16 protein-coding genes are annotated in these 18,121 nt (G+C 67.5%); 8 read left to right on the plus strand and 8 right to left on the minus strand.

Features of this window, described 5'->3' with window-relative positions; all coding sequences use genetic code 11:
- Positions 1-1,007, plus strand: a 1,007-nt coding sequence (locus ACLPJJ_RS03355) for an AMP-binding protein (RefSeq protein WP_443589456.1), incomplete at its 5' end; no start/stop codon positions are given.
- Between the two features lie 264 nt (positions 1,008-1,271).
- Positions 1,272-2,516 carry an MFS transporter gene (locus ACLPJJ_RS03360; protein ID WP_443589458.1) on the plus strand — a complete coding sequence of 415 codons (1,245 nt, stop codon included), beginning with the start codon at positions 1,272-1,274 and terminating at the stop codon, positions 2,514-2,516.
- Here ACLPJJ_RS03360 and ACLPJJ_RS03365 read toward each other — a convergent pair.
- Both ACLPJJ_RS03365 and ACLPJJ_RS03370 read right to left on the minus strand, forming a co-directional pair.
- On the minus strand, positions 2,448-3,767 hold the full coding sequence (locus tag ACLPJJ_RS03365) for an aspartate aminotransferase family protein (RefSeq protein ID WP_443589460.1): 1,320 nt from the start codon (positions 3,765-3,767) through the stop codon (positions 2,448-2,450). The genes ACLPJJ_RS03360 and ACLPJJ_RS03365 overlap by 69 nt on opposite strands.
- Positions 3,764-4,765, minus strand: a complete 1,002-nt coding sequence (locus ACLPJJ_RS03370; protein ID WP_443589462.1) for a phosphotransferase enzyme family protein — start codon at positions 4,763-4,765, stop codon at positions 3,764-3,766. Before ACLPJJ_RS03370 ends, ACLPJJ_RS03365 begins: the two co-directional genes overlap by 4 nt.
- Before the next feature lie 163 nt (positions 4,766-4,928).
- Between ACLPJJ_RS03370 and lptF the strand changes: the two genes are divergently transcribed.
- The 5 genes from lptF to ACLPJJ_RS03395 are packed head-to-tail and all read left to right on the plus strand — an operon-like array spanning position 4,929 to position 11,233.
- On the plus strand, positions 4,929-6,035 hold the full coding sequence (gene lptF, locus ACLPJJ_RS03375; RefSeq protein WP_443589464.1) for an LPS export ABC transporter permease LptF: 1,107 nt from the start codon (positions 4,929-4,931) through the stop codon (positions 6,033-6,035).
- The gene (lptG, locus tag ACLPJJ_RS03380) at positions 6,032-7,144 is read left to right on the plus strand and encodes an LPS export ABC transporter permease LptG (protein ID WP_443589466.1); all 1,113 of its coding nucleotides are present in this window, start codon (positions 6,032-6,034) and stop codon (positions 7,142-7,144) included. Before lptF ends, lptG begins: the two co-directional genes overlap by 4 nt.
- A 3-nt stretch (positions 7,145-7,147) precedes the next feature.
- Positions 7,148-9,361, plus strand: coding sequence for an LPS-assembly protein LptD (locus ACLPJJ_RS03385; RefSeq protein ID WP_443589468.1), 2,214 nt, complete (start codon positions 7,148-7,150; stop codon positions 9,359-9,361).
- The gene (locus ACLPJJ_RS03390) at positions 9,358-10,647 is read left to right on the plus strand and encodes a peptidylprolyl isomerase (RefSeq protein WP_443589469.1); all 1,290 of its coding nucleotides are present in this window, start codon (positions 9,358-9,360) and stop codon (positions 10,645-10,647) included. Before ACLPJJ_RS03385 ends, ACLPJJ_RS03390 begins: the two co-directional genes overlap by 4 nt.
- A 7-nt stretch (positions 10,648-10,654) precedes the next feature.
- Positions 10,655-11,233: a YqaA family protein gene (locus ACLPJJ_RS03395; RefSeq protein ID WP_443589471.1), complete on the plus strand. Its 579-nt coding sequence runs from the start codon at positions 10,655-10,657 to the stop codon at positions 11,231-11,233.
- Positions 11,234-11,361: 128 nt separating this feature from the next.
- On the opposite strand, the gene ACLPJJ_RS03400 is transcribed toward ACLPJJ_RS03395, so the two are convergent.
- Together ACLPJJ_RS03400 and ACLPJJ_RS03405 are read right to left on the minus strand one after the other, a co-directional pair.
- Positions 11,362-11,763, minus strand: a complete 402-nt coding sequence (locus tag ACLPJJ_RS03400; RefSeq protein WP_443589473.1) for a hypothetical protein — start codon at positions 11,761-11,763, stop codon at positions 11,362-11,364.
- Positions 11,764-11,923: 160 nt separating this feature from the next.
- Positions 11,924-12,262: a hypothetical protein gene (locus ACLPJJ_RS03405; protein WP_443589474.1), complete on the minus strand. Its 339-nt coding sequence runs from the start codon at positions 12,260-12,262 to the stop codon at positions 11,924-11,926.
- A 125-nt stretch (positions 12,263-12,387) separates the two neighbouring features.
- Between ACLPJJ_RS03405 and ACLPJJ_RS03410 the strand changes: the two genes are divergently transcribed.
- Positions 12,388-12,879 (plus strand): flavodoxin family protein, encoded by a 492-nt coding sequence (locus tag ACLPJJ_RS03410; protein WP_443589475.1) that lies wholly within the window; start codon positions 12,388-12,390, stop codon positions 12,877-12,879.
- Here ACLPJJ_RS03410 and ACLPJJ_RS03415 read toward each other — a convergent pair.
- The 4 genes from ACLPJJ_RS03415 to ACLPJJ_RS03430 form a co-directional block, all read right to left on the minus strand.
- Positions 12,876-13,631 carry a DeoR/GlpR family DNA-binding transcription regulator gene (locus ACLPJJ_RS03415; protein ID WP_443589477.1) on the minus strand — a complete coding sequence of 252 codons (756 nt, stop codon included), beginning with the start codon at positions 13,629-13,631 and terminating at the stop codon, positions 12,876-12,878. The genes ACLPJJ_RS03410 and ACLPJJ_RS03415 overlap by 4 nt on opposite strands.
- Before the next feature lie 83 nt (positions 13,632-13,714).
- Positions 13,715-15,187, minus strand: coding sequence for a CYTH and CHAD domain-containing protein (locus ACLPJJ_RS03420; RefSeq protein ID WP_443589479.1), 1,473 nt, complete (start codon positions 15,185-15,187; stop codon positions 13,715-13,717).
- Positions 15,188-15,251: 64 nt separating this feature from the next.
- A complete protein-coding gene (locus ACLPJJ_RS03425; protein ID WP_443589481.1) occupies positions 15,252-16,823 on the minus strand; it encodes a PEP/pyruvate-binding domain-containing protein in 1,572 nt (523 codons plus the stop codon).
- A partial coding sequence (locus tag ACLPJJ_RS03430) for a hypothetical protein (RefSeq protein ID WP_443589483.1) occupies positions 16,820-18,121 on the minus strand: 1,302 nt, incomplete at its 5' end. The genes ACLPJJ_RS03430 and ACLPJJ_RS03425, both read right to left, overlap by 4 nt.

Below are 18,121 nucleotides of genomic sequence, written 5' to 3' on the forward strand. Positions count from 1 at the left end.
GCTTCTGGCATATCGTCGAGCGCTACGGCGTCACCGTCATAGGCGGCGTGCCGACATCACTTGCCGCCATCCTGGCTGTTCCCGTCACCGGTTCGCTCGCCACGGTGCGCTTCGGCCTCACCGGGGCGGCTGCCCTGCCATTGAGCGTGAGCGAACGCTTTGCCGAGGTGACGGGCAAGCAGTTGCATGAGATTTTGGGCATGACGGAGAGCGGCGGCGTCACCGCCGTCGACCCGGCAGGATGCCGGCCAACGCCGGGCTCGGTCGGATACCGCATGCCCTACACGCAACTGCGCGTCCGCCTCCGGGATGAGACAGGGCAGCTTGGCGATGACTGCGCCCCCGGCGAAATCGGCGTGCTGTTCGTCTCCGGGCCGACCGTGTCGCCAGGATATCGCGATCCGTTGCAAAATGCCGGGGTGTTTACGGATGGTGGGCTGAATACGGGAGACCTCGCCTATTTTGGGGCGGACGACAAACTCTTCATCGCCGGCCGGGCAAAGGATGTCATCATCCGCAGCGGGCATAATATTGACCCGGCGATGGTGGAGGCGGCTTTCGAGCGCTGCCCCTCGGTGGCCATGGCCGCCGTGGTTGCCCAGCCCGATCCTTACGCAGGCGAGTTGCCCGTGGTCTATGTGACGCTCGCACCGGGCGCGGTGGCGGCTGAAGAGGATCTGATGGCGTTTGCGCTCGAGCATATCGCCGAGCGTCCAGCCTGGCCCAAGCATGTTTATATCGTCGACGCCTTGCCGCTGACAGCGGTGGGGAAACTCTACAAGCCGGCGCTGCGATGCGATGCCACGGTGCGGCTCCTCAAGCCGATATTGTCGGACATTGCTCAGGCGGCATCGGTGGAGGTGGAGGTGCGCGATGGCGGCAAGCGCGGCCTTGAGGTCGCGGTGACGCTCACCGGCGCGGACGATACAATTTCGGATAAAATCGATGCGGAACTGCGGAAGTTCGTCTTCCGGCACACAGTCCGACATGCCGGGGCAAACGTTTAAGGCGCTGCGCCCTGCAATTTCCGGCAAGACGAGGCCATCACCGGACCGAAAGCCGCATTGACTGTTAATTGGCACCACAACGGGCCCCGGTGCCGATCATCGGCCTTTAGCCGAATGTCCGGTATTCAAAGCCCTGATCCAGAAGCGGACCGTCGCAAAGCCACCCGACTCCGAAATTCAAATGGAGAGACTATCCAGAACCGGTTTAGGTTGACATCGCTGCGCCGCAGCATCACCTCCGGGCGGTAAAGTCTGGGGGTAATGATGACGGAGTCTTCGCGGCAAGCGCCGCAGGTTAATCTGGCGCTGTTCGCGCTGGCCATGGGCGGCTTCGCCATCGGCACCACCGAGTTCGGCACCATGGGGCTGTTGCCTTATTTCTCCGCCTCGTTCGGCATGAGCGCCCCGCAGGCGGGCCACGTTATCAGCGCCTATGCGCTGGGCGTGGTGGTGGGCGCGCCGGTGCTGGCGCTCATGGCGGCGCATCTGCCCCGGCGGGACGTGCTGGTGGGGCTGATGCTGGTCTATGCGCTGGGTAACGGGCTTACCGCCTTCGCGCCCTCGCCGGGCTGGATGCTCTTGTTCCGCTTCATCGCCGGGCTGCCGCATGGCGCGTATTTCGGCGTCGCCGTGCTGGTGGCGGCCTCGCTGGTGCCGCCCGAGAAACGCGCCCAGGCCATGTCGCGCGTGCTGGCGGGGCTTACGGTGGCCACCATCTTCGGCGTGCCGGCGGCCAATTTCATCGGCCAGACCGTCGGCTGGCGCTGGGCCTTCGGGCTGGTGACGCTGTTGCCGCTCATCACCGCCGCGCTGGTGCAGACCCTCGCCCCCCGCCAGAAGCTGCATGGCGGCGACGCCCCTTCGCCGCTGGCGGAACTGTCGGCGCTTGGCCGCCGCCAGGTGTGGCTGGCGCTGGGCATGGGCGCCATTGGCTTCGGCGGCATGTTCGCCGTCTATACCTATCTTGCCTCCACCCTGCTGCTCGTCACCCATGCCTCGCCGGATGTGGTGCCGGTGATGCTCGCTCTCCTCGGCACGGGCTTCACGGCGGGCAACCTCCTCAGCGCCTGGTGCGCCGACCGCGCCTTGATGCCCACCGTTGCCGGGGTGCTGATCTGGTCCATCGCCTGCCTTTGCCTCTACCCGTTCATGATCCACTCGCTCTGGACCATGGGTGCCATCGTGCTGCTGATCGGCGGCATTGGCGGGCTGGGCACGCCGCTGCAGGCGCGGCTGATGCAGGTGGCCGAGGGCGCGCAGACCCTGGCGGCGGCGCTCAACCACTCCGCCTTCAACGTCGCCAACGCGCTCGGGCCGTGGCTGGCGGGGCTGGCCATCACCGCCGGATTCGGCTGGGGCGCTGCCGGCTGGGTCGGCGCTGGCCTTGCCGCTGGCGGCTTGGCGCTGTGGGCCGTGGCGGTTTTGGACGACCGGCGGAGGCTAGCCCCCCGCCAGCACCCGGCGCAGCGTTTCCAGGAACAATGTGCCATGGCCGATATTGAAGCATAGCGGCGGGCGGATCTTCAGCGTGTGGCCGTAAAGCCCGGCCGCGCCGATGAGGATGTGGTGCTGCTTCATGGCGTTGATGATGTTGCTGGCGTAGGGCTGGTCCGGCGCGCCGGTCTCGGGGTTGATGAAGTCCAGCCCGATGAACAGCCCGGCGCCGCGCACCCCGCCGATGCGCGGGAACTCCTTTTTCAGCTCCAGCAGCCCCTGCTTGAGGAAATCGCCGCTGAGGGCGGCATTGTCGATCAGGCATTCCTCGGTGATCACGTCCAGTACCGCATTGCCCGCCGCCGCCGCCACGGGATTGCCGCCGAACGTGTTGAAATAGCCGGTGGCGGCGCAGAAATGCGCGAGATAGTCCGGCTGGGTGACGACGCCGCCCATGGGAAAGCCGTTGCCCATGGGCTTGCCCATGGTCACGATGTCCGGGACGATGCCGTGGCGCGTAAAGCCCCAGATCCCGGCGCCGGTGCGGCCAAAGCCGGGCTGCACCTCGTCGGCGATAATCAGGCCCCCGGCCTCGTGCACCGCGTTCAACGCCGTCTGCAGGAAACCCGGCGGGTCGGCGAAGATGCCGTCGGAGGAGAAGATGCTGTCCACCACAAGTGCTGCGAAGCCGATGCCGGACTCCTCCAGCTCGGCGATGGCGGCGCGCAGATGGGCCGCGAACACCCCGGCCACGTCGCCCGCTTCTTGGGGCGCGGGGATCAGCCGCACATGCGGCTGCAGCGGTGCCGCGGAGAAGGCGGAGGGGGAGATGGCCGTCACCGCCGTGGTGTTGCCATGATACGCCGCGCGGGTGACGACGAAGCCGCCCTTGCCGGTAACGGCGGAGGCGATGCGCATGGCGAGGTCGTTGCTCTCGCTGCCCGTGCAGGTCATCACCAGATTGCTCAGCGGCGCGGGGAAATGCGAGAGCAGCCGCTCGGCATAAGCCTCCACGCCCCGGTTGAGGTAGCGCGTATGCACGTTCAGCCGCGCCGCCTGCGCCGCGATGGCCGAGGCCACGGCCGGGTGGCAATGCCCGACCGAGGGGACGTTGTTATACATGTCGAGGTAGCGGTTGCCCGCGGCATCGAACAGATACACGCCCTCGCCGCGCACCATCTCGATCGGCTGCTCGTAGAACAGCACCGAGGCGGCGCCAAAGGTCGCCCGGCGGCGGATGACGCGCTCAGCCAAATCCGGCGGCAGGAAGGCGGTGTCGTCGCCGTCAAAGCGGTTCAGGGCCAGGATCTGCTTGGCAGCACTCATGCTACGTTCTCCAGGGCGTTTTGGCGGAGGTAGTCTGTGGCCAGCGCCACCGTGCCGCGCACATAGGCCTCGCCCATGGCCTGGGCGGTGGGGGTCTCGCCGTGGCTGGCGACCCACGCGGTAAGCTGCATCCGGCGCAGCATCACGAACATCGGCAGCGCGGCTTCCTCGGCCGGGCCGAACGGCGCGACGCGGCGATAGCCCGCCACCCAGGCGCGCATCAGCGCGGGGATGAACGGCTCATGCTCCATGAAGCTGACCGAGGCGGCGAAGTCGTAGGCGTACCAGGAGAGGCCGCAATCGTCGAAGTCGATCACGCCCAGGCGCTCGCCATCCACCAGCAAATTGGCGGTGCGCATGTCGCAATGCACCAGGCCGAAGCGCTCCGGCCCGTAGCCGTAGGCGGCCGTCTGCCGGGCGAGCAGCGCCTGCGCCTCCTCCAGCGTGGCCAGCCCCGCCGCGTCCAGCCCTGGTGCGGTGCGCCAGTCGCCCCAATGCGCCCCGGGGCCGATAATGGTCTCGAACGACCAGAGCTTGCGCGCGAAGCCTTCCGGGCGGACCCAGTACCGGCTGTGCTGGTGCAGGCGGGCGGTGATCTCGCCCAGCGTCTCGTACCAGCGGGCGAGGTCGGACTCCGCATCCGGCTCGCGCCCGGACATGAACTCGAAGGCCACGGCGTAGCGATGGGTCTCGCCGTCGTGGAAATCCACCAGGCGGCGGCCATCCAGAGCCGGGAGTGGGCGCGGCGTGGCGACGACGCCATCGTTGCCCAGCGCCTCGATCCAGGCCAGTTCGGAGCGGATCTCGTCCCCGGTATGGTAGTCCGGGCGGTGCACGCGGAAGATCGTCCGCGCGCCGTCCGGCGTCTCGGCCAGGTAGGTGGCGTTCTCGGAAATCGTCAGCAGGCGCAGCTTTGCTGCCCCCGGCAGGCCCCAGGCTGGCAGCGCCGCCTGCAGCCCAGCCTGCAACCGGCCCAGGAATTCGTCATCGTACATCATGGTCCAGCTCCCCTTGCGGCGGTATCTGTTGGAATTACAACATACAAATTGTGGTACTTACAACGGATAATTTTGTTCCCCCGGCTTCATGGTTTCGCCGCAATCGCTGGGCATGGCTTGGGCGCTCTTGCCTTCAACCCGGGTCCCCGCCAGAACTCTCGCCATGCCGCGCCGCCTGCATTTCCACCGGATCGACCGTTACATCGGCTCCCAGCTGGCCCTGGCGCTGCTGCTGGTCACGCTCGGATTCGTGGCGCTCATCTGGCTCACCCAGTCGCTGCGCTTCATCCAGATCATCGTCGCGCACGGGCTCTCGCCGCTGGTGTTCCTCCGGCTCACCTCGCTGCTGGTGCCGAGCTTCGTCGCCACCATCCTGCCGATCACCTGTTTCATCGTGGTGCTGTTCGTGTATGCGCGCCTCGGCGGGGACCGCGAGTTGACGATCATGCGCGGCATCGGCCTCTCGGACTTTGCAATGGCCCGTCCGGCCCTGGCCGTGGCGGCGGGAGCGGTGCTGCTCGGCTACGTGCTCAACCTGGGCGTGGTGCCGGCCTGCCTCGGCGCCTTCCGCGACTATCAGTACGAGATCCGCAACCAGATCGCCGCCTTCCTGCTGGAGCCAGGCGTGTTCACCCCGGTCAGCGGCGACATCACCGTCTACGTGCAGTCACGCGGGGCGGATAACAGCCTGCGCGGCATCCTCATCGAGGACGGGCGGGACCCCTCTGCCCCGGCGACCATCCTGGCGCGCACCGGGCAGCTCCTGGTCAACCCGGCCGGACCGGTGGTGGAGTTGCAGGACGGCTCGCGCGAGCAGATCGACCCCAAGACCGGGCGGCTGGACATGCTGAGCTTTGCGCGTAACGAATTGTCACTGGCGCAGCCCGCCAAAACAAGCGCGCCGGAATACGTGGATGCCAGCGAGGCGCCGTTGGGCGCGCTGCTGCACCCCGGGGCGGACCTGCGGCCCAGCGACCGTGGCAAATGGCTGGTCGAGGCGCATCGCCGCCTGACCGCGCCGCTCACCGCGCTGAGCTACACGCTGGTCGGGCTGGTCGCCGTGCTGGGCGGGGTGTTCCGCCGGCATGGCGGATACATGCGCCTGGCGACGGCGGTGGGGGTGGTGACGGCGCTGGTCGCGCTCGGGCTGGGGGTGAGCAATCTCGCGGCGCGCGATACGCGGCTGCTGCCGCTGATCTGGGCGGTGGCGCTGGCCCCCGGGCTGGGCGCTGCCTTCCTGCTGGCGCGCCAGGGTGCGCCACGCGGATGAGGCTGCCGGTCACCCTCTCCATCTATTTCGGCCGGGCCTTCGCGCTGGCCGTGCTGGCGATGCTGTTCGCGCTGACGGCCCTCGTCTCGCTGTTCGACTTCCTGGAGCTGCTGCGCGAATCCGCCTCGCGGCCGCAGGCGGGGCTGGGCATCGTCTGCGAGATCGAGGTGCTGCGCCTGCCCTGGAGCATGATGCAGATCCTGCCCTTCGCCGTGCTGCTGGGCGGCATCTTCGCCTTCTGGCGGCTGGCCCGCTCCTCCGAGCTGGTGGTGGTGCGCGCCGCCGGGATCTCCGCCTGGCAGTTCCTGGCCGTGCCGGTGCTGATGGCGGCGCTGCTGGGCGCGCTCGGCACGGGCGGCGTCAGCCCGGTCTCGGCGCTGATGTTCGGCCGCGCCGAGATCCTGGACAATGCCTATCTCAAGCCTGGTGGCGGCCCGCTCTCGCTCAATGGCGGTGAGCTATGGGTGCGCCAGACGGATACCGGCATGGTGCCCGATGGCGTGGCCGTGCTGCACGCGCAGGACGTGGTGCTGCACGGCAAGTCGCTGGAGGCCGACAAGGTGACGGTGCTGCGCCTGGACGCGCAGTCCGCGCTGCTGGCGCGCATCGAGGCGGCGCACGCCACGCTGGATGCAGGCGACTGGACGCTGAGCGACGCGAACGTGCTGGCGCCGGACAACGCGCCGCGACATGCCGCCACGCTGGAATTCCCCACCGACCTCACCGTGCGTCGCGTGCAGGAGAGCTTCGCCTCGCCGGATGCGCTCTCCTTCTGGGCGCTGCCGGGCTTCATTCGCCTGCTCAAGCAGTCCGGCTTCTCGGCTACCCAGCACGAGCTGGCGTTCCAGGCGCTGGCGGCCCTGCCGCTGCTCTGCGCCACCATGGCGCTGGTCGCCGCGGGGTTCTCCATGCGCCCCTCGCGCCGGGGCGGCGCGATGAACATGCTGGTTTCCGGCGTGAGCTGCGGTTTCGCCCTGTTCATGATATCCGAAGTCGCCAACCAGTTCGGCACATCCGGCGCGGTGCCGGTGGTGCTCGCCGCCTGGGCTCCGGCCGTGGCCGGATTGTTTTTGGCGCTTGCGTTGTTGTTGCATCTGGAAGATGGCTGAAGCATGACCCGCACCGGCAAATTTCTGCTCCTGCTCACCGCCACCACCAGCCTCGCCGGCGTGGCGATGGCGCAACAACCGCCGCTCACGCCCGAGAGCGGCCCTGCGCAGAAGGCGCCGGTGAGCTTCAGCGCCGATGCGGTGGCGTATGACAAAACGGGGAATATTGTCACCGCCACCGGGCATGTGCGCGCCATTCAGAACGGGCAGACGCTGTACGCCGACAAGGTGACGCTGGACCGCACCACCGGGCAGGTGACGGCGGACGGACATGTGGTGCTGATCCAGCCCGGGGGCAACACGGTTTATGCCGAGCACGCAGTGCTGAGCAAGGGCATGAAGGACGCCGTGATGCAAGGCGTGGCCGCCCGGCTGGGGAACAACGTCCGGCTGATCGCCAATGGCGGCGAGCGCTATAACGGCCAGATCGACGAGCTGACCAAGGTCGTTTATTCCGCCTGTAACCTGTGCAAGACCAACCCGCGCGCCGCCCCGACCTGGCAGATCAAGGCCAACAGCGCGACGCGCGACCTCCAGCACAAGATGATCGAGTTCCGCGGCGCGCGGATGGAGTTCGAGGGTGTGCCGGTGTTCTACGCGCCGTATCTGACCGAGGCCGACCCCTCGGTAAAGCGCCAGAGCGGTCTGCTGATCCCCGATATCGGCAGCACCTCGCGGCTCGGCTTCTTCTTCACCGTGCCGTACTATCTGGTGCTGGACGACTCCTCAGACCTGACGCTGACGCCAATCATCGGCTCCAAGCAGGGCCCGGCGCTGCGCACCGAATACCGCCGCGCCTTCAACCAGGGCGAGCTCAACGTCGTCGCCTCAGGCGGCCAGGACCGCGGGCATTTCGGCAATGCCGTGTTCGCCAACGGCACCTTCGACCTGAACCAGGACTGGCGCGCCGGCTTCCAGTACGACCGCGCCTCCAGCGCGCATTACCTGGATGACTTCACCCTCCTGCCGAACGCTTCGTTCCTAACCAGTAACGCATATCTGGAGGGCTTCTCTCCTGGCGCCTATGCCCGCATCGACGCCGAGACCTTCCAGGGCCTGGTGGCCAGCGTCGACCAGTCCGAGCTGCCGATCGTCGCCCCGTACGGGCAGTATCATTTTGTCTCAGGCCAGGATTCGCTGGGCGGGCAGTTCAGCGTGGACTCGAATGTGTTCAACGTGTACCGCAAGGTCGGCACCAACACAGTGCGCGCGGCGGTAGAGCCGGGCTACTCGGTGCCGTTCCTGCTGCCCGCGGGCATTGTCGGCACGGCGCGGGTGCAGGGGATCGGCGCGAGCTACGAGACCGACAAGATGTCCGAGCAGCCCAATTACAGCTCTCTCGATTCCACCAGCACCGGGCGGGCGCAGGTCTATGGTGCGGTGATGCTGCGCTGGCCCTGGATGCGCACCGCAGGCGGGCTGGGCGCGCAGCTTATCGAGCCGGAGGTGCAACTCGTCGCCTCGCCCAATGTCGGCATCAGCCAGAACCCGCGCATCCCGAACGAGGACAGCCTCGACCTAGAATACTCCGACATGAACCTGTTCGACCTCAACCGCTACCCCGGCATCGACCGGCTGGAGGGCGGCGAGCGCGTGGACTACGCCCTGCACACCGCCTGGTACCTGCCCTCCGGCGCCAGCGTGGACGGGCTGGTCGGCCAGTCCTACCGCTTCCACAAGGATTACGACTACCTGCCCGACTCGGGCCTGACCGGCAACACCTCCGACATCGTCGGGCATCTGGTCGTCACCCCCGTGCCTTGGTTCAACGTGGCCTACCGCACGCGCCTGGCGCACTCCTCCTTCGGCGTACGCATGATCGACACCACGGCCACTGTCGGCACGCATGCGCTGAGCGTCTCGGGCGGGTATCTGTTCACCAACACCAACCCCTACGTGCTGTATGACACCGCCACCCCGCAGGGGCAGGTCACGCTCGCACCGCCCTCCGACTATTTCCAGCAGCGGCGTGAATTCACCGCCTCGATGGTCGCGAATGACGGCCCCTGGACGCTCTCCGGCGGCATGCAGCGCAACCTGCAGACCGGCGAATTCGACAACATCGACGCCAGCGTCGGGTGGCAAAATGACTGCTTCGGCGCCAACCTGATTTTCAATAAGCGTTACACCTCGTACAACCTGGATGACGGCGATACGTCTGTGCTCCTCCAGTTCACCTTCAAAACCCTCGGTAATGTTGGATTCAGCGCCCTATGAAGCATTTTTTCCGTGCCGCCCTGCTTGCCTCCGCCTGCTTCGCCGCACCGGCCATGGCGCAGACCACGGTACCAGGGGCCACCGCGCCGCAATCGGCCAGCATCGCCGCGGTGGTTAACGGTCAGCTCATCACCTCGCAGGACGTATATGCCAAGGCGCGCCTGCTCGCCATTTCCACCGGCATGATCCCGACGCCGGACGTGATCTCGCGCCTGTCGCCGCAGGTGACGAAGCAACTGATCGACGAGGCGCTGCAGCAGCAGGAGATCGCCAAGCGCAATGTCGTTGTCACCGATGACGACGTGGCCGGCGCGATCGGGCATATCGAGCAGGGCAACAACATGCCGGTCGGCGGGCTGCGCCAGCGCCTGGAGGCGGAGGGCGTGCCGTTTGGCACGCTGCTGGCACAGATCCGCACGCAGCTCGGCTGGCAGCAGGTGCTGCACCAGGTGCTCGGGCCGGGGCTGCAGCCCATGCCGGGCGACATGAACGCCGAGAAGACGGCGCTGAAGGCGGCGCTGGGCAGCACGCAGTACCATTTGGCGGAGATCTTCATTCCCGTCTCCGACCCGGATGACGACGCCACCGCCCGCAACTTCGCCGCCACCGTGATCGCGCAGCTGCGTGCCGGCGCGCCCTTTCCGGTCATCGCCGCGCAGTTCAGCCAGGACCAGACAGCGCTCTCGGGCGGCGATCTCGGCTATGTGAAGCTGAACCAGTTGGATGACCAGGTGGCGGCGACGGTGACGGAAATGCCCGTGGGCGCCATCTCCAACCCCATCCGCGTGCCCGGCGGCTACCAGATCGTGCAGCTGCAGGATAAGCACGAGGTCGGCAACCAGATGCAGACGGTGCTGAAAATCCGCCAGGCCTATGCCCCGTACCCGAGCCCGATCACCAACGGTCAGGTTGGCCCGGACCAGGCGGCGGTGATCAACCAGCTCATCGCCAAGGCCAAGCAGGTGCATTCCTGCGACGACATGACGGCGCTGAACGCCACCTTCGGCAATGCCCACCCGGCCGATCCGGGCCCGGTGAACCTCGCCACCGTCACGCCCGCGGCGTTCCAGACCCTGCTCGGCAGCCTGGCTCCCGGTCAGGTCAGCCAGCCGCTGGTGACGCGCGAGGGCGCGTCCGTGGTGATGGTCTGTTCGCGCCAGCAGCAGGCCGAGGCCCTGCCGTCGGACGATGATATCGCCAACATCATCGTCGAGCGCCGGGTGGAGATGGAGTCCCAGCAATTGCTGGACGATCTGCGCCACCGCTCCATCGTCACGCAGAACTGAGCCCGCCATGCTGCGCCGGACCTATGATCGCGTGATCACCCTGGCGGAGCGGCCGACGGCGCCGCTCTGGCTCTTCGCTTTTGCCTTCGCCGAGGCGAGTTTCTTCCCGATCCCGCCGGATGTGCTGCTCATCCCCATGGCCCTGGCCAATCCGCGTCGGGCGCCATGGCTGGCGGCGCTCACCACGCTGGGCAGCGTGGCTGGGGGCGCGCTGGGCTATCTCATCGGCTACGCGCTGTTCGCCAAGCTGGCGCAGCCGATCATCCATCTCTACCATTACGACGCCGTTTTCGCCGCGTTTCAGCACAAATTCGCGGAATACGGCGTGGCGATCATCCTGATCAAAGGGCTGACGCCGATCCCGTATAAGATCGTCACCATCGCCGCCGGGGCTGCCGCGTTCAACTTCCCGCTATTCATGGCGGCGAGCGTGGTGACGCGCGGCGGACGGTTCTTCATCGAGGCGCTGCTGCTCCGCCTATTCGGGGCGCCGGCGCGGCATTTCATCGAGGACCGGCTCGGCCTGGTCACCGCCACTGTCGCGGTGCTGATTCTGGCCGGGTTCATCGCGCTGAAATTCGCATGAGAAACCCACTCTGACGGCCATCTGATGCGGTTTGGTTCCGTTCCGGTGCTCACGTACTGCACGTACGCTCCGCTCCGGTACTCACCAAACCCCGCCAGCTGACTCGCCAGAGCGGGTTTCTGAACGGATTACTGGAAGGCGGCCTCGATCTCCGCTAGCGCGGCGCGGGCCTTGTAGAGCAGGTAGCCGAAATTCGCGTCCTTGGAGCAGACGAACACCGCCCCGTAACCGGGGTAGCTCTGGCCGCGCAGGAACACATGCGTCGTCGCCTCGGTATTGGCGATCAGCTCGCGCGGCGTCTTGATGGTGGCGGCGCCGGAAATCCGGGCGTCCAGCAGCGCCAGATCCTCGTGGCTGAACAGCGAGGCCGAGGCGGCGGGGAGATGCTCCTGAACCTGCGGCGGCAACTGGGAGACGGTGCCCATATGCACGGCCACCCCGGCGCTGATGTCGATGTAGGCGACGGCGAGGCAACCCGGCACATTGGTCAGCGCCGCGGCGATCGCGTCCTGGATGCCGGTGCCGCTCATGCGCGCGCCCCTGGCCCGGCGGGGAAGCGAAAGGCGCGGTTTGGCACGGGATCGCTCTGGTTGGTCGGCATAATGTTTTTCATGCGCATTTGCGCATAATTCTTCAAGAGCTGGCTTGGCGCGCGGGGCGCGGCCAAGCCAGCCTCCGGACGGTCAGTGTTCAGACCACCAGCTCGCGTTCGACGTCCTGCACCTTGCGGCGGGCCAAAGCGAGGTTGCCGGTTTCCTTGTCGAGGACCAAATAAATGAACAAATCTTTAGAAAATTGCGTCGGGCGGAGGATATGGAACTGACTCTCCAGGGTGATCAGGATGTCCTCGATCGGGCCCGCCATGCCGAGATCCTTCATGGTACGCTGCTTGGCGCGGATGATTTCGGTATTGCCGGCGCTGGCGATGTCCATATCAACGCCTTTGCCTTTGCTGCCGACCACCATGCCGCTGTTATAGTCCACAACCGCCGCGCACATCGCGCCGCCCACCCCCATCAGCGCGTTCAACGAGGACTCCAAAGTGCTCATAGCCAAACCCCTTAATTTTTTGCCATCTGGGGTTAGGCTAGGTGGGGAGGGCGGAAACTGTCAACACGGTTTCCCAGTCACCGGGCGGCCCGGGGGAGGGGCGGATGAAGACGTTGCTGATCGTGTATCACAGCCGCACGGGCGGCACGGCGCAGATGGCGCGGGCGGCGGCACGCGGGGCGCGCGCGGAGCTGGAGGTGCGCACCCGCCTGCTCACGGCCGAAGCCGCCCGGGCGGAGGATGTGCTGGCGGCGGACGCGTATATCTTCGCGGCGCCGGAGAATCTGGGGGCGCTCACCGGCAGGATGAAAGAGTTCTTCGACCGGGCCTATTACCCAGTGCTGGGGCGCATTGAGGGGCGGCGCTATGCCAGCCTGATCTGCGCGGGCAGCGACGGCACCAACGCCGCGCGGCAGATCGCGCGCATCACTACCGGCTGGCGGCTGGAACCGGCGGCGGAACCGCTGATCATCTGCACGAGGGCGCAAACGCCGGAGGCCATCCTCGCGGAAAAGACGCTGAGCCAGGAGGATCTGGCCGCTTGCGCAACGCTGGGCGAGGCGATGGCGGCCGGGCTCGCGGCAGGGATATTCTAGCCCCTAACCATATGCACCCCGAGGGCTGCGCAGCGCGCGGCGAAATCCTCGGGCGGCGGCGCATCGGTGATGATCTTCTGCACTTTCCCCAGTTCACACACCTTCACCGGCGCCTCGCGGCCGAACTTGGACTGATCCGCGATCAGCCAGGTTTCCTCCGCCTGGGCCATGGCGGCGCGGGAGAACTCGGCCTCGAACAAATGGAAATCCACCAGCTCGCCGCGCGCGTTGATGCCCGCCACGGAGACCAGGGCGCAGCGCACCTCGAACTGTTTCAGGAACTCGATCGAGCTGGGCCCGAAGGTCGCCGCGTCGTCACCGCTCAGCTCGCCGCCGGCCATGAACACGCGGTTGTTGTTGCGACTGGCCAGGCGGCAGGCGATCTGCGCCGAATTGGTCACCACCACGAGGTTGGAGCGGGCCCTCAGCGCCTCGGCCACATAAGTGGTGGTGGTGCCGTTATCGAGGATCAGGCTGTCGCCATCGCGCACCATGTCCAGCACCAGATCGGCCACCTGGCGCTTGCCCGTCCTGTTGAGCTGCATGCGCCGCTGGAAGGGCGGGTCCTCCGTCTGCTCCGGGCTCATGATGCCGCCATGGAAGCGCAGCACGCTGCCCTGCTCGATCAGCGGCTTGATGTTGCGGCGGATCGTTTCGGTGGAGACGTCGAGCCGCGCGGCAAGCTCGGTAATGCTGGCACTGCCGGTTTCGCGCACGGCTTGCAGAATATCCGCCTGGCGTTTCAGAGACATTGCCCCACTCTTCCGAAATTAATCGCATACTCGTGGGTTTTTCCGGGAAATTCAAGCGCATGCGCCACCGCCCCTGCCGGGGATTAGGCGGCGAAGGACTTGGTGCCGGTGAACGCCTTCCAGCGTTTCTCCAGCACAGCGTCGTCGGCCAGCGCCGAATGGGCGCACCAGCCGAGTGCGATGCCGATCGCCCGCGCCGTGTCCGGCTTGCCGCCATCTAGCCGGTCCAGCAGCTCGCGCGCGGTGGCAAGGTCGTTGAGGTGCCCGAGTTCCTCCTGCAATCCGGCGGCGGCCAGGCTGTATTGCTTCACCTTGCCCTTGGCAACGAACAGCCCGCCGAACAGATCCGCCGCGTAGCGCAGCTTCTTCAGCTCGATGCGCACGAGGTGCCGGTCGTGCGGGCTGAGGCTGAGTATGCGCTTGCCGCGCTTGCGCACCTTGCGGTGCAGGCGGAGCAGGTTCGCGGTGGCGAAATCCAGCGCCGGGGCGGTGAGGGTGTCCAGCGCCTCGGCCGGCACGCCGTTGCGCCAGCCATGCCGGGCGAGGAACGACTCCACCGTGAGCACGAAGCGCGAGGTGGCCGGATCGGCCAGCAAGGCGTGCACCGCCTCATACCCAGCCTCGCGGTAGCGGCGGCATTGGTCCAGGATGGCGGCCATGCCCGCCTCGGTGGTGAAGGCTGCCGCCGGGCCATCATGCAGCAGCTGCATGAACACGTCCCAGTTGCGGGCCTCGCCCATCACGTTCGCGATGCGCCTGGCCTCGTTCCGGAACCCGGCGAGTTCAGCCGCTGGGAAAGCGCGGCTGAACAGCCCCAGCACCGAGCGCAGGCGGCGCATGGCCACGCGCATCTGGTGCACGGCGCCGATCTCGTCTCCACGGTAGAAGGCGGGCCAGTTGGCGAGGAATTGCGAGAGGCAGGATTGGGTGAGGTCCACCACCGCCTCGTCGAGGCTCGGCGTGCCGGTCAGGCCCGCTCCTGCCTTCACCTGCCGCGGCGCCGGCGCCCCGGCGAGCTGCGCGCCGCGCCCGGCCACGCTGTCCGCCTGCAATTGCATCGGGAATTTCTTGGTCAAGGCCAGGGCGAAAGGGAACAAAGCTAGGCCTGGCCCGCTGAGCACGACTTCCTTGATATGCAGCTTTTCCGCCCCGGCCTGGATGGTGCCGGTTTCCAGCCCAACCTCAACCTCGCCCGCATGGCGGGTGACGCGCTTGATATCCGTGGTGAACACGGGATGCACCGCTGCCCCGTCCAGCAACGTTGCTACCGCCGCCTCCCAGTCCGGGCCGAGTGCCGCGAGGTCCGGCGTGGCGCCGGGGATGTCCGCCGCCGCATCGCCTTCGGGCGTGCTCAGCTCCAGATGGTGGCCGCGCCGTGTTTTGGACATGCGCAGCAACACGCGGTGCCGCGCCAGGGCGAAATCCGGGGTGTCGTAATAATGCTGCGTCAGCCGCCTTCCCCGCACGGGGGTTGGCGGCGTGTCGAGCAGCGAATTGTCGGACAGCGCCGAAAGCACTTCGGCACTGGCGAGGAAGCGCAGGGTCTGTACGGGCACGGTTATATGGTCACTCAGGGCAGGGGGGCAGGGCAATAAGGCGTCCAGCATAGCTATGCCCCCTTTATTGTCCAGCGCGCCAGGTGGCCAGCGCCGCCATTTCCTCGGCCGGCATTTCGGAGATGATGTCCCGCTTGCCCAGCGTGATGCCGCCGGTCTCGCCGTCGAGTGAGAGCCAGTCGCCCTCGGCGAAGCGCCTGCCCCCCAGCTCCGCGCCATCGGGCAGGATGCGCAGCGCAGCACAGCCCACGAGGCAGACGCGCCCAAGCTGGCGCGCCACCACGGCGGCATGGGCGGTGCGCCCGCCTGTGGCGGTGAGGATGCCGGACGCCACGGCGAAGCCGCCCACATCCTCGGTCGCGGTGTCGTGCCGCACCAGGATCACCGGCTCGCCCGCCGCCGCGAATGCTTTCGCCCGCTCCGTGGTGAAGGCGGCGCAGCCGCTGGCCACGCCGGGTGCTGCCGGAATCGCGGTGGCGACGGGGGGTTGGGTGTCGGCGAAGCGCGTCACCTGCGCCAAAGCGAGGTCGATGGTCTCAGCCCGGGCCAGCGCTTCCTTGGGTGTCAGCAGCCCTTCCGCGACGAAATCCACCAGGATGCGCAAGGCCGCGCGCGGGGTGCGCTTGGCCGAGCGCGTTTGCAGGAAATAGAGCTTGCCGCGCTCAACGGTGAATTCAATGTCCTGCACGTCGCGGAATTCCGCTTCCAGCCGGTGCGCGCCGGCTTCCAGCTCGCGCGCCACCTCGGGCAGCTGCGCTGCCAGCGCCCCGGCGCCACCGGTGGGCCGCCGCCCGGCCACCACATCCTCGCCCTGGGCGTTGCTGAGGTAATCGGCGTAGAACTCCTTCGCCCCGGTGGCCGGGTTGCGCGAGAACGCCACCCCGGCGCCGGATTTCTGCCCGGCATTGCCGAACACCATGACCTGCACCGTCACCGCCGTGCCAATCAGCCCCTCCAACTGGTTCAGGCGGCGGTATTCGCGGGCGCGCTCGCTCTCCCAGGAGCGGTAAACGGCGCGCGCGGCCTCGTGCAGCTGCCGCATCGGCTCTTCGGGCACCTCTCCGGCCAGGGACTGGAAGCGCAGCGCGAGGCGTTCCAGAGCCTCGGAGTCCAGTTCCGCCTCGCTGGTGGCATTCTCCGTGCGCAGCATTTCGGCCAGCGCCGTCTCGAACCTGGTTTTCGGTTGCTCCAGCACCACCTCGGCATACATCTGCAGGAGGCGGCGGAAACTGTCCCAGGCTAGGCGGGGGTTGCCGGTAAGCCCGATGAGCCCGCGCAGCGAGCGCTCGTTCAGTCCGACATCGAGGATTGTATCCAGCATGCCGGGCATGGATTGCGCGGCACCCGAACGCACGGACACCAGCAGCGGCGCCCGCGGATCGCCGAAGCCCCGGCCGGAGAGCGCCTCCAACTTGGCGATACCCTTGCTCAGGCCTTGCTCCAGCGCGTGCATCGCCTCTTCCTCCCCGGCATTCACCGCGGCGCAGAGCGTGGCGGGCAGCACGAAGGCGGGCGGCACCGGCAGGCCGAGGTGGCTCATCCGCCAGAGCTGGGCAGCCTTGTTGCCGGCCACTTCCCTGGTCAGCGCCTTGGCGTGGCCGGGGACGCCGATGAACAGCGGCGCGAACTGGCTCATGCGGAAAGCTCCTCCAGCACGCGGTCACGTAAGGCAAAGGCGGCGTGCGATAACTGGTCGGTGGCGCCTTCCAGCCCCTTGGTCAGCTCCATGCGCAGCACCAGGACGCGGGCATCGGCGCAGGGCGTGCGCATCAGCTCGGCGAAGGCCTCGCGCTGGGCGGTGTCGGCATCGCGCTCGGCGCTCACCACGGCGTCGATGGCCTGCAAGGCATCGGCGGCGTCGGCGCGCTGGCCTTCGGGCAGGCGGGAGGCGGCTTCCACCGCCCGCACCATGGCCGAGAGCGCGCCGGTCACTATGTCAGCCAGCGGCAGCAGCAGCGCCGTGCCGCACTCGCCGGCCTCGGGCACCAGGCTGAGCAGCTGCGCGCAATCCTCCAGCATGTCGGTGGTGTTCTCCACCTCATCGACGACATGGCGTAGCATTGTTGCGCCGTTCATGCGCGCGGCCAGCTCGCGCGTCTGCGCGGTCAGCCGGTCGGCCTTGGCCTCCATGACCTTGGCGCGGCGGGCGAAGTCCCGCGCCGGGGCGGGGGTTTCCAGGCAAGTGGCGATACCTTCGGCGATGCAGCGCGAGAGGCCGAGATGCCGCACCAGCAGGGTGAACACGGCGCTTTCGGCGGTCTCGAACCGGCGGGAGAGTTCGGCCTGGATCTCGTCGCGGATCAGCCGCGCGCTGCGTCCGGCGGCCAAGCCCTGGGCGGTGCCGCGCAGCGCGTTGCGCAGGAACTCGAGGCAATCCGCCTCGCCCAGGGCCTCGTCCAGCCGCTCGCCATAGCGGATGCGCCCGGAGGCGGCGCGGTACACCGCGTCGTACACCAGCTCCGCCCCGCCGAGTTCGAGGAAGGCGCGGTGCCCGTAATCATGCGCCGCCGCCCAAGCAAGCAGGCCGATGGCGGCATTCTTGCCGAGGAAGATCTGCAGCGCCTTGCGGGCCTTGTTCCAGTCGATGAGAAACACCAGCCGCGAGCCGAGGAATTCCAGGAAGGCGCGGCGGTTGTCCGCGTCGTCCGAGGCGAAGCGGCCGTTGATGAGGTAGAACGCCCCCTCCTCCAGCCCCTTGGCCTGGCGCTGGTTGAGCGGGCTCCACTCGACGTTTTGGCCGGCGAACATGTCGATGAAGAACTTCGCGCGCGGGCGGTGGATGTCGGTATAGGTGACTGTCACGTCGGCATCAGTGACATGTACCACCAGCACATGCGCGTCGGTGGTGCCGATGTCGTTCTGGATGATGAGATGCACAGCGCCGCGCACCGCCGTGGTGCCCAACCCCGGATGCCCGAAGGCGAGCGGCGCGGT

The organism is Acidocella sp., from assembly GCF_052326845.1.
Lineage (GTDB): Bacteria > Pseudomonadota > Alphaproteobacteria > Acetobacterales > Acetobacteraceae > Acidocella.

Excerpts from the sequence above, each read along its gene's own strand:
- ACLPJJ_RS03385 (WP_443589468.1), top strand. The coding sequence starts at position 7,148 with ATGACCCGCACCGGCAAATTTCTGCTCCTGCTCACCGCCACCACCAGC.
- lptF (WP_443589464.1), top strand. The coding sequence starts at position 4,929 with ATGCCGCGCCGCCTGCATTTCCACCGGATCGACCGTTACATCGGCTCC.
- ACLPJJ_RS03370 (WP_443589462.1), bottom strand. The coding sequence starts at position 4,765 with ATGATGTACGATGACGAATTCCTGGGCCGGTTGCAGGCTGGGCTGCAG.
- ACLPJJ_RS03410 (WP_443589475.1), top strand. The coding sequence starts at position 12,388 with ATGAAGACGTTGCTGATCGTGTATCACAGCCGCACGGGCGGCACGGCG.
- ACLPJJ_RS03365 (WP_443589460.1), bottom strand. The coding sequence starts at position 3,767 with ATGAGTGCTGCCAAGCAGATCCTGGCCCTGAACCGCTTTGACGGCGAC.
- ACLPJJ_RS03360 (WP_443589458.1), top strand. The coding sequence starts at position 1,272 with ATGACGGAGTCTTCGCGGCAAGCGCCGCAGGTTAATCTGGCGCTGTTC.
- ACLPJJ_RS03415 (WP_443589477.1), bottom strand. The coding sequence starts at position 13,631 with ATGTCTCTGAAACGCCAGGCGGATATTCTGCAAGCCGTGCGCGAAACC.
- ACLPJJ_RS03395 (WP_443589471.1), top strand. The coding sequence starts at position 10,655 with ATGCTGCGCCGGACCTATGATCGCGTGATCACCCTGGCGGAGCGGCCG.
- lptG (WP_443589466.1), top strand. The coding sequence starts at position 6,032 with ATGAGGCTGCCGGTCACCCTCTCCATCTATTTCGGCCGGGCCTTCGCG.
- ACLPJJ_RS03425 (WP_443589481.1), bottom strand. The coding sequence starts at position 16,823 with ATGAGCCAGTTCGCGCCGCTGTTCATCGGCGTCCCCGGCCACGCCAAG.
- ACLPJJ_RS03390 (WP_443589469.1), top strand. The coding sequence starts at position 9,358 with ATGAAGCATTTTTTCCGTGCCGCCCTGCTTGCCTCCGCCTGCTTCGCC.
- ACLPJJ_RS03400 (WP_443589473.1), bottom strand. The coding sequence starts at position 11,763 with ATGAGCGGCACCGGCATCCAGGACGCGATCGCCGCGGCGCTGACCAAT.